At 44.9% G+C, this 14,968-nt stretch carries 13 protein-coding genes; 7 read left to right on the top strand and 6 right to left on the bottom strand.

The annotated features are described in order from the left end of the window. Window positions 1–140: 140 nt before the first annotated feature. Window positions 141–614, top strand: a complete 474-nt coding sequence (locus MHB71_RS14315) for an RbsD/FucU domain-containing protein (protein ID WP_036609525.1) — start codon at window positions 141–143, stop codon at window positions 612–614. Window positions 615–618: 4 nt separating this feature from the next. On the opposite strand, the gene MHB71_RS14310 is transcribed toward MHB71_RS14315, so the two are convergent. From MHB71_RS14310 to MHB71_RS14295, 4 genes are read right to left on the bottom strand one after another with little or no spacing between them, the layout of a single operon-like run. Further along, entirely contained in the window at window positions 619–1,737 is a 1,119-nt protein-coding gene (locus MHB71_RS14310) for a GerAB/ArcD/ProY family transporter (protein ID WP_340029981.1), read from the bottom strand. Window positions 1,738–1,752: 15 nt separating this feature from the next. Then, window positions 1,753–1,959, bottom strand: coding sequence for a hypothetical protein (locus MHB71_RS14305; RefSeq protein ID WP_340029979.1), 207 nt, complete (start codon window positions 1,957–1,959; stop codon window positions 1,753–1,755). A gap of 37 nt (window positions 1,960–1,996) precedes the next feature. Next, the gene (locus tag MHB71_RS14300) at window positions 1,997–3,145 is read right to left on the bottom strand and encodes a Ger(x)C family spore germination protein (RefSeq protein WP_340029977.1); all 1,149 of its coding nucleotides are present in this window, start codon (window positions 3,143–3,145) and stop codon (window positions 1,997–1,999) included. Further along, window positions 3,142–4,587 carry a spore germination protein gene (locus MHB71_RS14295; protein ID WP_340029975.1) on the bottom strand — a complete coding sequence of 482 codons (1,446 nt, stop codon included), beginning with the start codon at window positions 4,585–4,587 and terminating at the stop codon, window positions 3,142–3,144. The genes MHB71_RS14300 and MHB71_RS14295 overlap by 4 nt, the downstream gene beginning before the upstream one ends. A 245-nt stretch (window positions 4,588–4,832) precedes the next feature. Between MHB71_RS14295 and MHB71_RS14290 the strand changes: the two genes are divergently transcribed. Both MHB71_RS14290 and MHB71_RS14285 read left to right on the top strand, forming a co-directional pair. After that, on the top strand, window positions 4,833–5,333 hold the full coding sequence (locus MHB71_RS14290; protein ID WP_340029974.1) for a GNAT family N-acetyltransferase: 501 nt from the start codon (window positions 4,833–4,835) through the stop codon (window positions 5,331–5,333). Between the two features lie 77 nt (window positions 5,334–5,410). Then, window positions 5,411–6,031 carry a TraX family protein gene (locus MHB71_RS14285; protein ID WP_340019986.1) on the top strand — a complete coding sequence of 207 codons (621 nt, stop codon included), beginning with the start codon at window positions 5,411–5,413 and terminating at the stop codon, window positions 6,029–6,031. A 114-nt stretch (window positions 6,032–6,145) separates the two neighbouring features. On the opposite strand, the gene MHB71_RS14280 is transcribed toward MHB71_RS14285, so the two are convergent. Next, on the bottom strand, window positions 6,146–9,853 hold the full coding sequence (locus MHB71_RS14280) for an amino acid adenylation domain-containing protein (protein ID WP_340029973.1): 3,708 nt from the start codon (window positions 9,851–9,853) through the stop codon (window positions 6,146–6,148). A 46-nt stretch (window positions 9,854–9,899) separates the two neighbouring features. Further along, the gene (locus tag MHB71_RS14275; RefSeq protein ID WP_076249981.1) at window positions 9,900–11,642 is read right to left on the bottom strand and encodes a methyl-accepting chemotaxis protein; all 1,743 of its coding nucleotides are present in this window, start codon (window positions 11,640–11,642) and stop codon (window positions 9,900–9,902) included. A 509-nt stretch (window positions 11,643–12,151) separates the two neighbouring features. On the opposite strand from MHB71_RS14275, the gene rpiA reads away from it, so the two are divergent. The 4 genes from rpiA to MHB71_RS14255 all read left to right on the top strand — a co-directional run bounded on the left by rpiA (window position 12,152) and on the right by MHB71_RS14255 (window position 14,956). Then, entirely contained in the window at window positions 12,152–12,823 is a 672-nt protein-coding gene (gene rpiA / locus MHB71_RS14270; RefSeq protein WP_047842431.1) for a ribose-5-phosphate isomerase RpiA, read from the top strand. Window positions 12,824–12,848: 25 nt separating this feature from the next. Next, window positions 12,849–13,448 carry a GNAT family protein gene (locus MHB71_RS14265; protein ID WP_340029970.1) on the top strand — a complete coding sequence of 200 codons (600 nt, stop codon included), beginning with the start codon at window positions 12,849–12,851 and terminating at the stop codon, window positions 13,446–13,448. Window positions 13,449–13,463: 15 nt separating this feature from the next. Next, window positions 13,464–13,925 carry a MarR family transcriptional regulator gene (locus MHB71_RS14260; RefSeq protein WP_036670259.1) on the top strand — a complete coding sequence of 154 codons (462 nt, stop codon included), beginning with the start codon at window positions 13,464–13,466 and terminating at the stop codon, window positions 13,923–13,925. 167 nt (window positions 13,926–14,092) lie between these two features. Next, the gene (locus MHB71_RS14255) at window positions 14,093–14,956 is read left to right on the top strand and encodes a cobalamin-dependent protein (RefSeq protein WP_340029969.1); all 864 of its coding nucleotides are present in this window, start codon (window positions 14,093–14,095) and stop codon (window positions 14,954–14,956) included. The last annotated feature ends 12 nt before the right edge of the window (window positions 14,957–14,968 follow it).

Genomic DNA, 14,968 nt, shown 5'->3' with positions numbered 1-14,968 from the left:
TGTGCGCTGTGCAATGATCCGAAAATACTGTTAGAATAGGGATGAAACCGCTTTTATAGGATGGATGTCTAGCGTGCTTGAAGAATGGAGAAAACCAATTTGCTCTAACTGATGTTGGAGATGAACAAGGAGAGCTGTGTATGCTAAAGAATATACCCGCAATAATACCTCCAGAGTTACTCAAAATCATGTCCGAAATGGGTCATGGAGACGAGTTGGTTCTGGCGGATGGCAATTTCCCCGCAGCCAGTCATGCCAAGCGACTAGTACGTTGTGATGCACTGGGAGTTGTTGAACTGCTGGATGCCATCCTGCAATTATATCCACTGGATACCTATGCTGAGCGTCCCGCTGCTGTCATGCAGGTTGTGAAAGGGGATCAGGTGATCCCGATCATATGGGAAGACTACCGCCGGTTGATTGAAGAATACGAAGGCATTACGGATGCTTTTGATCATGAAGAACGATTTGATTTTTATAAACGCGCTTCGAATGCCTATGTGATTGTTGCAACTGGTGAGCGAGCGCAATACGCCAATCTGATTTTGAAGAAAGGTGTCATTTTCCCCGATGCTGATCCTGGTCAGGAACAGCAGAATGCTGAATCGAACTGAATAATTACGGCGACGGAGCAGTGGATGCTCTGGTCGCCTTTTTATTTTTGCCATTGCGGAGCCAGTATACCAGAACGTACAGAATGGGCATGGATTCAATAAGTACCGTGTACAAAGGTACAGCGTAAGAGCGGATAGCCAACTCGTAAGAGGCGGCATCTCTGGCATATTGAAGCACGATGGCGGAAGCCGTCCCCCCAATTAGATACACAACAGATTTTTGCTGCCTGATCCCGCTGAGTTTGGAGAGACAGACGGAAGCGACATACAACAAAAATGAGCTGCGAGTGAACATCGTTGTTGACCAAATTGCGATCAGAACAGGGTCCAGATTATCCAGGAAATCTCCGTATCGCGCAAAGCGCACCATTTCAAGTAAAGGATAGCGAAGTCCGGCGGCAACATACGGACCAAAGTTCATCAGCGTGAACATCCAGAACACAACGATGAATATAACAACGGTGATGCCGGCAAATAACATGCTTTTCAGCATAGGACGCCTAAAAGCAACGACCGGTGCGAGGAAGAGGAAAAACATCCATTCGGAGAACCATGGCATGGTGGACAAAGAACCCATCATGATCTCACCCAGATCATGATGGGTTGCCATTGCAAGCAGTATGCCGGGATTACCTCCGCCCCCAACCGCCGGAATAAGTAAGGTGGAAGTGAAAAGCTGTACCAGAAAAATACCTTCCGACATAAATACAATCGTAACCAATCCTGAACGCGCAGTCAGGCAGATGCACAGCAAAGTCAGGGTTGATGTTAACCAAATCGGAGTCTGTGGCAGATACATCGATTGCAGGAAGATAATAAAATTCTCCACATCAATGGACAACAAGTAGATACATAACATTACAATTAACCCGATATAAAAGCGATGCACAACCTTGCCCACGATATCCTCTCCATAGGAGATCCAGGGTTTGTCGGGGTTAATGGAACCCAAACGGTATGTAAAGAACAGAAAAATCAGACTGATCAGAAAGCCGCCGATGGTGGATAACCATCCCTGATAACCACTCATTTTGAACAAACGTTGCAGAAGAAAGGCAACAGGTTCGGAATACAGGTAAACAAACATGAAGCGGTAAGCCTGCCCGGCAGTCAGATGGTTCATCGTTAATCTCCTTTCTTATTTAATCAAGTGATCAGCCCAGCCAAAGACCAATTGAATTACATCATTGGGATTAGGCCATGCTGACCAGCTTACTGCAAGTGTATTCCATACGAGAAAAAGGCCGAGCAGTATGAAATAGGCACGTCTGATTGCTTTTTTGCTTGTTTTTACAGATGACCAATCCAGTAAATAAAGTCCCGCAAATACTAAAACGGCTAACACATATGTAACCTCCTTAAAAAAGCCATTCCCGTGCATGTTAGAAGCTTGACTCCGAGCCGACAAATTGAATGTTGATATTTGTGTTGACGGTATACTGAAGATCATTCTTTACATAGTTGATCCATGTAGGCCGCAGCTTCTTCCAGACCTGAGGGTATCTCCATTCGAGCCTGTATCCAAGCATGAGTATATCGGATCCTTGGTGTTTCGCGGTTTGGATGGCCTGAGTAAGATGAGCACTCACTTTTTCATTGGCTGCTTGTTCAATGTCCTTAATACCAACGATATCTTCAGCTTTCAGAACAGGAATGACCGAATTCAACTCAGTTCTTCCGGTCAGGTTGATAACAAAATGTGGTTCACCATTCTGGAGCTTTACATGTATATCCGAGTGCATACGGTATAACTTCATGCTTGCTTTTTGTTTTTTGGTTTTAACGGAAATGATCATTGAATCGAGGTTTTGCCCTGCCCAGGCAACAGCACGTGCTTCATCGGCCGAGAGAGTCCCAACCATTCGCATCTGTCTGAAGATCGTTCCACCGATTTGACTGACCCACTTTTTGGATTCTCCCTCTTCACTGACCATGTTGGTTTTTTTGCTGCCTAACATCGATGAGGCAAATCCCTGATTCATTTTATCGGATGTAAATACGCTTAACACCTGGGTTTTTAGCAGGTTTTCCTCTGTGGAGAATTCCCGCAGCACGTCACTTGGCGTTTCTTCAAATACAGGAGTCAGATCAGAAACGTCCTTGGCCCTGCCATTCGCAACCATCACGTAGCTGCTCAGGTGGAAAAGAGGTTGACGTGAAATCCATTCCATCGTGTCTTCAATTCCCTCACGTGCGTAGGCTTGGCCAAAGACAATCACTCGCGTATGTCCCCAGGATATTTTACGTGTCAGGTCTGTCTGTATACGCTCTATTGCATCTGCAATTGTCGGTGCCGTTGCTGAAACTGCTGCATAAGGATCTTTGCCTGTACCCCCACCTTCGGGAGAGAGACGATTGGGTAGCGGCATGCTAAGGGTGACCTCGATCTCTCCAGGGGTATCCGCTTTGTCAACGTACATGGCCGTAATAAAGGTACGCTCATTAATTTCGACTTTCGACCAGCATCCGGTACATAACAGACAGCAAATAATGACGACCATAATTGGAAGGGGAGGCCGTCGAAATATCATGGTGTATCCTGCCTCCTTTCATTATCGGTCGCATAGGCTTTGGTTCGTTTTTTCATCATGAACCAAGGTACCCGAATAAACGTATCCTTAAAATCACGCAGGACGAGTGGGGCAAAAGGCTGCATGTACGGAACACCAAATGAACGCATGCTGACCATATACCAGTACAACAGGTAGATAGAAATGACTACACCGAATAGACCCAGAGTTCCACCCATTAGCAGAACAGGAAAGCGGAGCAGTCGGAAGGCCAGACCTAACTCGAAATGCGGAATAATAAAGGCTGCAATGCCTGTAATGGACACCACAATAACCAATGGAGCAGAGACAATACCTGCCTGTACAGCGGCTTGTCCAATGACAATACCGCCAATAATAGAAACCGTCTGTCCAAGCGGCTTTGGAATACGTATTCCAGCTTCACGTAATCCTTCAAAGGTAATCTCCATGATGAAGGCTTCAATTAATGCCGGAAAAGGAATGTTCTCTCTTGCGGAGGCAATTGTTATGAGCAGATTGGTTGGAATGATCTCGGGATGAAATGTAGTGACTGCTACATATACGGAGGGCAGCAGGAAAGCAATGACGGCAAACAGCAAACGGATAATCCGGATAAATGAAGCCGAATGGAACCGCTGATAATAGTCCTCGGACGACTGCATCAAAGAGAAAAATGTGACTGGAATAAGCAGTGAGAAGGGCGTTCCATCCTGCATGACCCCGATCCGTCCTTCTACGAGAGCAGCTGCAACGGTATCTGGTCTTTCGGTATATTGATACTGTGGAAAAGGAGAGAGCGGATGATCTTCCAGAAATTCTGATAGATAGCTGACACCCAGACTGCTGTCCATATCAATCTCACCCAGGCTGATTAACACATTTTCCAAAATCTCAGGTTTGCATAATCCTTGAATATAAATGACAAAAACTTCAGTTTTGGTATATTTGCCGATGGTGAATTTGATCATTTTAAAATCAGGATGTTTGATTTTGTGTCGCAGTAGAGACATATTTACATTAATATCTTCGATAAACGCTTCCTGGGGGCCAACAACGACGACTTCATTTGTTGATTCAGGTACGGAGCGTTTCTGATAATTTTGAATTGAAAAAATGATCATGCCAGACATGCCTTCGATATAGAGTGCTGCATTACCGGTTACGATATCATCTACCAATGTTTCCGCTGAGTCCCTGTGCTGATTTTCGAGAGAAAAAAAGGTTCCACTCACAACTTGCGTTATGAAATCGGGACCGACCTCGTTCCGTGCAGCCTCCTCAAGCAAGGGCTTAACAATAGCTTCGCGCATGATCTGTGTATCAACAATGGATTGAATATAGAGCAAAGTGCAATGGAGCGGCCCGATCTGAAGGGGCTGATAGATCATATCTGCCACGCCGACTAGACGTGATTGCACCTGTATCAGAATGCTTTCTTTCATAGATCCCTTCCTCCTAAATCAATGAATGGTTCGGTCCCCTGTCCATTATGAGCGATACTATAGTGTGCAACGCTTCGACTGAAATATACTCCGAACGATGAATGTTCGGTATCTCCAGAGAAAAGTTCCTGGATACTACAAACTTTGATGCAGATGATGAATGGGGAAAAGGAAAGGACTGTTTTACAATTGAAAGAAATACAAAGGGGGAGACGATGCTCTCCATCCCAGAGGAGTTGAGTGAAATGCAGCACCGAATCAGACAAGCGGGTCTTCTTGATAGTAACGAAGTGGGACGTTTGTTCAATGAGTACAGGATGTTCTACAACCAAAATGCTGATATTGAGGCAGCACGTCAGTATATTAGAGAACGAATGGAAGGCCATGAATCGGTGATTTTGGTAGCAGAAACAGATGCGGAAAGTGATCATGGGACAGATGAAAGTAACGGTATGTCACTCTCGAATGGCTTTATTTGTACTGGATTCGTTCAGCTATATCCCAGTTTCAGTTCGGTATCGATGGGGCCTGTCTGGGTGCTTAATGATCTATATGTGCATCCGGATTATCGTCAGCAAGGCATTGCCAGGAAGCTCTTGCAAGCAGCCAAGCAATTGGCATCTGAGCGAGGAGTTCTTCGTATATCACTCTCAACTGAGTTAAGTAACAAACAAGCGCAAGCTTTATATGAATCCGAAGGATATGCACAGGATACCAAATTCATGTATTATGAACTTAACGTATAAGAGGTTGCTCAAAAAGACGCACTATATGAATGAATGGCACACTTGTGTCGTCGGCAACAAGGGAGGGGAGTCGCAACATGATGCAGTGGATTGCCATGATCACGATGTTAATTGATCATATAGGGGCTGTCTTTTTTCCACATATTATAGAGTTGAGGATCATAGGCCGTATCGCTTTTCCAATCTATGCGTTTGCAGTGTATGTCGGTTATAAACATACACGAGACGTACAAAAATACATATGGCGGCTGTTCTGGATCGCGATCATATCACAGGTGCCGTTCATGGCTGCGTTTAATCATTATTCTCTGAACGTGGTATGGACATTGTGGTCAGCCCTGTTGGTATTATTCGTTATTGATAAATTGCCATCCAAACTACTGGCGATTCCGATTGTAATTGGAGCAGGTTGGTTCATGGAAATTAGCCAAATGGATTACGGGATGTACGGGTTGTTATTGGTTCTGTTATTCCGCTATTTCCAGGGTCCTGTACTTGTCGTAGCACATGTCGTGTTAAATGGACTATATCTTCTGCTGCATAACAGCTCTGTGCAAATGTATAGTGTGCTCGCAACAGCCGGCATTGCTATTGCTCAGTATTACCAAGCGGGATTCCGTATGAAGGGGCCACGTTGGGTCTGGCGTTATTTCTATCCAGCTCATCTTGCCATCATTGCAATTATTCGATGGGTCTAAAAAATGATCCGAAAATGCGAAGAAAAGAAGCCATCTTATCGTCAGTGAATGACGATAGATGGCTTCTCTTTGTGTGACTTTATTTATTAATTAAATGCTAATGATAAAGTGAACTTACTCCATTGCTGTAGAAGTGCCGTTATGGCGCCGGATTGCAGACGGGAAATATCCAATCTGAACGGCGTAGTCTAACATGGCGGAGATGAAGCGATCATCTGTTTTTGCACATGAGATGCCAGCAGGTTCCACATAAGCCGTTGTGACAGGGCAAGCATAGACATATGCTGAATCCTTCGCACCGTCGCCTTCAAGCTGTGCAATAGCCAACTGAAGAGCTTCCGGCTCTTTGCTGATGCTCGCATCGAACAACCAACGTGTGTAATCGGCGAAAGGTAGCGTTTCGACTTCGTAACCAGCCCGATTCACAGAACGGATCAGCTCATCATAACGGATGGGCTCCGGATTACAGATGTGGAATACACGACCGGCGGTATCCTGACGTAAGGCCAGATGAACGATAGCTTCACTTGCATAGTTTATCGGTGTAAAATCAACCATCCAGTCAGCCGCAGGAGCCTTGCCGAGCAATAACATTGCTTTGATCATACGATAAAAGGCGTTGCTATCAATATTGGACTGGAAGCGTCCAGTTTCGGAGTGGCAAGTGAGATTACCTGCACGATAGATGCTGACAGGTACACCTTCCTCTGCCGCAATCATGAGCACTTTCTCGGCTTCAAGCTTGCTGTCCGAATACAGGTTGTCCACATGCAAGTCAGCCGGGAACCGATCATATTGCAGGGAAGATTCCCATTGTCCGCTGAGTGCCAGATCTTCCGGAATACCCATCGTGGATACATGGTGGAAGGAAGCACCTGGTTTGCTGCGAATCAAGTCTAGCAATGCGACCGTTCCTTCCACGTTTGTTTTGGCGAACTGATCGGCATCGCCGAAATGACGTACGTCTGCAGCGCAGTGGATGACACGGTCAATTCGATCCTGAACATAAGCCCTTTGTTCAGCGGACAGACCGAGATTAGGTTGTTCGAGATCCCCTTCAATAATCTCCACGCGAGTGGAGAGTTGGTCAGTCAGTTGTTTGCCGAAATAACCTTCCAGCACGTTAGTCAAACGTTCCATTGCAGTTATTCCATTGGATGGTCGACGAACAAGGGTGTAGATTCGTGTACTGGAATTCAGAATTAACTGTTGCAGCACATGAGAGCCCAGATAACCAGTCGCTCCGGTCAGTAACACATGCTCAGGTTCACGAATGAGCGGATACCCCAACTGGGGCGTTAGCTCCACAGGGTGTTCGGATAGTTGTGTAATCATACCTTCGGTCACCACTGAATCCGTAACTTCTGCAGCACTGAGAGACAATGCTTCCACACGACGAGCGAGAGCACGGATTGTTTTCTCGGCAAAGAAGTCGGCGATTTTCAGCTGTGGATAATGTGGCTTCAGAATGACCAGTACATGAATGACCCGGAGTGAATCCCCACCGATATTGAAGAAGCTGTCTCCGACACCGAAGTCATCGTGCTGAAGGATTTCTTTCCATGCGTCCAGGATAATGGATTCCGTCTCCGTCTCAGGCATGACCCGGTCAGGGCGATCTTCATGTCGTTCCACATGAGGCAGGGATACCATCGCTTTGCGATTGATTTTTCCAGTTGGTGCAATCGGCATTTCATCCAGCTGACATATCCACTTTGGTACAAAATAAGATGGAAGTTTCTCCGTCAGTTCTGCCTTGATGTCCGAAACAGAGAGGGTACTGCCATCTTTCGATGTAAAGTAACCAACCAGCATATTTTGTCCATCGGATTCTTTCTTCGGAATGACGGCAACGTTCTGGATCTGATCAAGCCGTGCAAAGTGATCTTCAATCTCCCCGATCTCAATCCGGTGACCGCGAATTTTTAGCTGTGAGTCACTGCGACCAACATATTCGAGCAACCCAGTATCCAGCAATTTGGCAATATCGCCAGACTTGTAGATTTTCTCACCTATCGCAAACGGGTTCTCAATGAATGCTTGCGCTGTACGTTCTGGCTGATTCAGATAACCTTTGGCCAATGCAGGGGTAGCAATATATACCTCACCAGGTACACCTGCCGGACAGAGCTGTTGTTCTTCATTTACAATGTATACTTTGTAGTTATGAATCGGTTTACCGATAGGGATGTTCACCACATGTTCAGGAACCTGCTCACTGATGCGGTGAGTAGTTGTGGCTACTGTACATTCGGTAGGTCCGTACACATTAACAATATCAATCTGGTTTCCAAATTTGCGCTGGAAGGCACGAACCTGTTCACCATATAACGCTTCTCCGGCTACAGTAATGATTCTGACTTTGGCCAGCTTGTGGAAACCTTCATCGGATAAGTAGGAAGCAAGCTGATTGAAGAAAATCGTAGGCAGTATCGTAATGATGGTTGTTCCTGTCCGTTCAATTGCACTTGCGAATTCTTCAACGGATACACGTTCTTCCGCAGACAACAGATATAATTCTGCTCCATAGAACAAGGCGCCAATGGTATCCCACACGGATGCATCAAAGCTGTATGTAGCAAACTGAGTTAATACATCACCTGGTTGAATGTCACAATCACGCTGAACCACACTGCCAAGATTGATTACACCCCGGTGGGCAATCAGTGCACCTTTGGGTTTACCGGTCGACCCTGACGTGTAGATAATATACGCAAGATCATCCGGTTGAATATCCAGATTGGGGTTACTTGCTGCAAATCCGGCTAAACGACCATCCACAGAGAGAATCTGACGGACCGTAGCTATACTGGAGAACAAGCTGGAAGCTTGGGCATAAGAAGCTTCCGTTGTCAGCACGAAGGAGGACGCCGTATCTTCCACGATATAACTGTTACGTTCTTGTGGATGCTCAGGATCGATCGGAACATATGCACCACCTGCCTTCAGAATACCAAGCAGGGAGATGATCGTCTCCAGACTTCGATCCATAAAGATACTGACGAATTCACCTTTCTGCAATCCATTGGATAACAGAACACGTGCAACCTGATTAGCTCGTTCATTCAATTCCCTGTACGTATAACTTTTGGATGGAGATGTTATCGCTGGTAAATCTGGATATGCCGCTGCCGTTGCTTCGAACCAGCCATGAACCGTTTGATTCTCTGGTTCGAGAACAGAAGTATCATTCATTTCACGGTAAAGCAATCGATCTGAGGCGGAAAGAATATCTACCGTACCGATTGCTTTCTCACCGTCACGCACAAGGGCGAGTAGAAGAGTCTGATAATATTCTGCATATCTCAGCACCGTAGACTCTTTTAACAGTGAACTATCATAGAACAGATCGAGGATGAGCATGTTCTGATCATCTCGAACGTTCCAGTTTAATATTTGAGGAGCTTGAGGCAACTGTACACTATTCAGCATAAAAAACGATTCAGGGTATCCAGCGTTTTGCAACGTGTATTCAATCTTGAGTTGCTCTGAAACCTGATGACATAGTTGGCTGAAGGTCAATTTCCCCTGAATCTGTAATGAAAGATAGGAAGCTGCCTGATCGGGGGAAAGTATACCTATGGCAAGTTCCTGTTCAGCTGACAATCGGAATAACAAGGCTGCATAAGCTGAGAGGAGTACCGGGTACACCATCTGTTCTCCATACTTCTGTTTAAGTTCACGGCTCAGAGAAGCATGTAATGTGATTTGAGCAGACTGATAAGAGAATGATTGTTGACGTCGCCCAAAATCCAGTGGAATCTGCAGAACTGGCAAGCTAGATTCCATGGAATGGGAAGAAGATGGTTGGTTTTCAATCACTTCAGTTATTCCTCCTTGGTTCAAACCGAATGTTTGTGGATTTGAATTATTGTTTGCTTACATTGAAATGAGAGATCAATTCTTGGAGTTCCTCAGACATGCTGTTAAGGCGTGTGGAGGAGTCTACCAGTGTAATCAAAGATGCTTTTTGCTCATCAACAGATGAGGAAATTTGTTCACTGCTGTTTGCTGTCTTGCTTACGCTTGAAGACAAGTCGTCCGCTGTAGCGGTCATTTCCTCCGTACCCGCAGAGATTTCTTCCGTCGCGCTTGATACTTCCTGAATCTGATTAGATACTTTTTTCGCTGCTTCTAAAATATCTTCGAACAGTTGTCCTGTTTGATCGGCTACGCTGAGTCCTGTATCTACTTCTGACGTACCTTGTTCCATTGCACGTACAGCTTGTTTAATTCCAGCTTGAATCTCTTGGATCAATACGCCAACCTGGCTGGTTGCTTGTTCAGACTGCTCGGCAAGTTTGCGTACTTCACCTGCAACAACTGCAAATCCTCTTCCTTCTTCACCAACACGAGCTGCTTCAATGGAAGCATTAAGAGCAAGCAAGTTGGTCTGGCTGGAGATACCCGAGATGATATTGAGAATATCGCCGATTTCCTGTGAACGACTCTCCAGAACCTCAATGGCAGAAGCGGTATTCTTAACCGATTCCGTAATCAGATTCATCTGTTCAGATACCTGACGGACAACACTGTTACCTTGTTGCGAACGACGTTCCATCTCATAGGCTTCATCCGCTACACTTGCCGAGCTGCTGGCAATCGTCTGGATTACGGTAGCCATCTCGGACATGGCACGTGCACTATCCCGGGTTGCCTGTTCTTGTGAACGAATGTTGGAAGTGATTTGAGTCACATTATTATTGATAGAATCTGCATTCTCACTGTTGCGCTCGGAAACTTCATATAGCTCTTTGGCAGACTGATTTACTTCTTGTGATGTGATTTGCACTTTAACGATAGTATCGTTGATTTTGCGAACCATGGTGTTGAACTTCTCGTTAACGAGTCCCAGATCGTCTTTGCCTGTCGGAATGTTGACATTCAAATTACCCCGACTTACGTCATCAATTCCTTTGATCAAGTGACGGATAGGGGAAAGTGTGTTTTTAACTACAAGGTATTGGATAATCAGGAATAACAGCAAGAAGGCCACAAGGATGATAATTCCGTTTTTGAGCAAGGAGTTTAGTCCCGCGGGTACGGCTGATGCATCTGCATCAACGGCAAAATATGAGAAAATCTTTCCGTTGCTGTCTTTGATTGGATATGCAATGGTTGTCCATGTTCCGAAATCATCGGAATAAAATGTTGTGAATGTTGGGCGATCCGTATTAAGCATTTCTTTCAGTGCATTGGCTACAACGACCGGCTGCTCATACATGTCACCAATATTTACGTTCTCACTTTGAAAAGCCTCTCTTAGGTTGGTCGGCATCGCTACAAGGGAAGTTAATCTCTTGTTATCGCCACCGAGCTCAACACCGAAGATGTAGGCTTGTGCAATGTTAGGATAATATTCTTGCATCTCATCGAAATACGCTCGTAATTTCGTTTGTGTTGCTCCATCATAGCTACCTTCCGCAATAGCAGCTTGTACCTCGGTAGGATTGATATCTTCAGCCCATTTTTTGGTAATTTGTTCCACCTGTCCATGCAGCTGTTCAACAAGAACTGTTTTTTGAAAATAGTAACTGCTTGCGATAAGTGCTACCCCGATGATAACGATATTAGTAAATGAGAGTAACAAATTTTTGGAGAAAAACGACATGCTTTTCCAACTTAATGATTTCACTAAACTCCACTCCTGATCTTCTTTAAATTAAGAAACTTTAGGGTTGCATTGGTACAGTGAACTAGATCATTCCGTGATCCCCTCCAAAGGAAATTTATGCGACCATGGTCTTGGTTTATCAGTCGCTTTCGTAGAGACTTATGTACCGTATGAACCATAGGTGTCTAATTATTAAAACACATCTATAATTAATATGTCGTATAAAATGTCGTTAAATTGAATAGTATCGTTAAATTTTTTTTAATATTTTACGTATTTATGGACATATCAGATGGTTTATAGGTATTTAGAACTGTTTATTTTAAAATTTCCCATTTTTTAGCTTCATTCTGTATTCTATAACATGGTGGGTAAAAATACATCCTTCAACAAACAAAAATATGATGGCAGAGATGCAACAGAAGGCACGGATATACATCGGAAGCGGTTTTATCTATAATAACTACATATGCATTTCTCAAATTATGAGCAGCGGGGGTTTATAGATGAATCTTAAACAGATAGCAGCAGAGCGTGCGGCAGAATATGTTGAAGATGGAATGAAGGTTGGATTGGGTACAGGTTCAACAGCTTATTATGCCATCTGCCGGATCGGTGAGCGGGTACGTGATGGATTGAACATTCAAGCGGTAGCCACTTCAGAGGCTTCGGACAAGCTTGCCCGTGAATGGGGGATTCCCATCGTCCCATTTGACCAGATTGGACGTCTGGATCTGACCATTGATGGCGCTGATGAAGTAGATCCCGAATTTAACCTGATTAAAGGGGGGGGCGGGGCTCTTTTGCGTGAGAAAATCGTGGCGGCCAATAGTGACAAATTGATTATTGTAGCGGATGGCAGCAAAGCCGTGCAAAAGTTGGGGAAATTCCCGCTTCCAGTTGAGGTGGTTCCATTTGCTTCTGAGTGGACCTTCCAGGCGCTCGAAAAATTGGGGTGTCAACCACAGTGGCGGATGGATGGACAGCAACGTTATCTGACAGACAACGGAAACCTGATAGCAGATTGCCACTTGGAGGCGATTGATCACGCTGCGGACCTTAATGTTCAATTGAACATGTTACCAGGTGTTGTTGATAACGGACTATTTGTGGATATGGCTAGTACAGTCATTCTTGCCAATGCGGACGGAAGTATCGAAGAGCTTCATCGTTCTTAATATGGAAGAGGGTGCTTTTCATCGTATGAAAGAACTGCCAATCGTTGATGGTGAACTTGTACTCAGGTGTGTGGAGAAACAGGATCTGGAAGAACTCTATGAATTGATCTACAGTGATGATGTACCTGAATGGAAGCAATGGGATGCACCCTATTACCCACTTAAACACGAAAGTTATGAAAGTTTTGAACAAGGTATGCTCAAACGTATGGACGTAGATCCAGGCGATTCCAAACCCGTATCAATCCGTATTATTGAATCCGACAGACAAATTGTGGGTACAATCAGCTATTACATAGAAGATGAGTTATCCATGTGGCTGGAAATGGGGATTGTAATATACAGATCTGTCCAGTGGGGACGCGGGGTTGGCACACGCTCACTTGTCATGTGGTCAAGTCATTTGTTCGAACAGATGCCTTTGGTTCGGGTTGGATTGACTACTTGGTCTGGTAATGAACGTATGATGCGTGCGGCTGTGAAAGCCGGATTACAGGTAGAGGGGCGAATGCGGAAGTGTCGTATCGTTCGGGGGCAGTACTATGATTCAATTCGTATGGGGATGCTCCGTGAGGAGTGGGAGCAGAAGCTGGCCCCTCATACGAGCCGAAATGTAAACAACTGATGGAGGATTATTGAAATGCTGAACACGGAGGACAACCGGGAACTGTCTTTACAATTATTCGTGGTTCTTGTTCGGGCCTACAATTCTGTGACCTCACGTTCCAATCGGGACATCCAGAGTCACGGACTGAATACGACAGAATTTGGTGTGCTTGATTTGTTATATCATAAGGGACCACAGGCATTGCAAAAGATTGGTGAAAAGGTGTTAATGTCCAGTGGTAATATTACGTATGTTGTAGATAAGTTGCAAAATAAAAATCTGCTGTTTCGTCGACCTTCCAAGGAAGATCGGCGTGTCATTTACGCTGAGTTAACCGAGGAAGGAAGAGAATTGTTCACACAGATATTTCCTCAACACCATCAGGTCATCATTGATGCTTTGGAAGGACTTGACCCTTCCGAGAAAGTAGCTGCGATTAAGATGTTGAAGAAGCTGGGACTGGCGGCAGAAGGGAAAACTGACTTGCGTTCATAACGCAGGTCAGTTTTTTTGTGGATCTCGAAAAGTACAGGTATATACTGGCTGACTGACTTGCAAGGCCCTCCATAATATAGGAAGATTGTTCTATACATTCATCGTGTGTAAAACATGATTATCGAAAGTTCATGTATAATGGAACATAACGATTAAGAGCGGAATGGATGGATTGGATCAAGTATAAGGTATCACCAGAAGACCTGGCGATTAATCTCAATCTGATCAAAGAGACATTGGAAGAAGAATTTGACCATCCGTCAAAGGCACTTCTGCTCGAGTATCTGGAGATGGGAATATATAGAACAACACATATGGAGTCACAGGCGGGTTACATCAACGAAGCCATGCCACATGGAGATGCCGCGCAATCGTACTTACAGTGTTTGCTTGAGAATAAACGGAAAGAAGCCTTTGAGATCATTGAAGCCCAGTTAGAAGCCGGGGTGACGATTCGTGATATTTATCGATATATCTTTCAGCCTACCCAATATGAAATTGGACGATTGTGGCAATGCCATCGTATCAGTGTGGGGCAGGAACACTTTTGTACGGCAGCGACCCAGTCATTCATATCACGTCTTTATTCTCGCTGGCTGATTCATACGGGTCAGGATAAAAAACTAGTGGCTACCTGTGTAGGCAGTGAACGACATGAGATCGGACTGCGTATGCTCACAGATGTGTTCGAGATGGAAGGTTGGGATACGCACTATCTGGGAGCCAATGTTCCCAATGGAAGTGTAATAGAGGCTATAGAGCGGCATCAGGGCGATGTTGTTGCGATTTCAGTTACGATGACGTATCACCTTCATCTGGCCAAAGAGTTGATTCATCTGATCCGTCATCATCCGGCAACGGCACATGTGAAGATTATGGTGGGGGGATATCCCTTTAATATTGATCAGGAGTTGTGGAAAACGATAGGAGCTGACGGTTATGCTCCAGGAGCCGATGAAGCGGTAGCGGTTGCAGAACAATTACTGTCTCAGCCAGCTACATGTAATTATCTTGATATGGTTAGGGATTAGGAGAGGGATGTT

This window comes from Paenibacillus sp. FSL H7-0940 (assembly GCF_037979415.1).
Taxonomy (GTDB): domain Bacteria; phylum Bacillota; class Bacilli; order Paenibacillales; family Paenibacillaceae; genus Paenibacillus; species Paenibacillus amylolyticus.
Note: the sequence above shows the minus strand (reverse complement) of the source record. Positions and strands in the feature narration are given on the sequence as shown.

Excerpts from the sequence above, each read along its gene's own strand:
- MHB71_RS14315 (WP_036609525.1), top strand. The coding sequence starts at position 141 with ATGCTAAAGAATATACCCGCAATAATACCTCCAGAGTTACTCAAAATC.
- MHB71_RS14310 (WP_340029981.1), bottom strand. The coding sequence starts at position 1,737 with ATGAACCATCTGACTGCCGGGCAGGCTTACCGCTTCATGTTTGTTTAC.
- MHB71_RS14300 (WP_340029977.1), bottom strand. The coding sequence starts at position 3,145 with ATGATATTTCGACGGCCTCCCCTTCCAATTATGGTCGTCATTATTTGC.
- MHB71_RS14295 (WP_340029975.1), bottom strand. The coding sequence starts at position 4,587 with ATGAAAGAAAGCATTCTGATACAGGTGCAATCACGTCTAGTCGGCGTG.
- MHB71_RS14290 (WP_340029974.1), top strand. The coding sequence starts at position 4,833 with ATGCAGCACCGAATCAGACAAGCGGGTCTTCTTGATAGTAACGAAGTG.
- MHB71_RS14285 (WP_340019986.1), top strand. The coding sequence starts at position 5,411 with ATGATGCAGTGGATTGCCATGATCACGATGTTAATTGATCATATAGGG.
- MHB71_RS14275 (WP_076249981.1), bottom strand. The coding sequence starts at position 11,642 with ATGTCGTTTTTCTCCAAAAATTTGTTACTCTCATTTACTAATATCGTT.
- rpiA (WP_047842431.1), top strand. The coding sequence starts at position 12,152 with ATGAATCTTAAACAGATAGCAGCAGAGCGTGCGGCAGAATATGTTGAA.
- MHB71_RS14265 (WP_340029970.1), top strand. The coding sequence starts at position 12,849 with ATGAAAGAACTGCCAATCGTTGATGGTGAACTTGTACTCAGGTGTGTG.
- MHB71_RS14260 (WP_036670259.1), top strand. The coding sequence starts at position 13,464 with ATGCTGAACACGGAGGACAACCGGGAACTGTCTTTACAATTATTCGTG.
- MHB71_RS14255 (WP_340029969.1), top strand. The coding sequence starts at position 14,093 with ATGGATTGGATCAAGTATAAGGTATCACCAGAAGACCTGGCGATTAAT.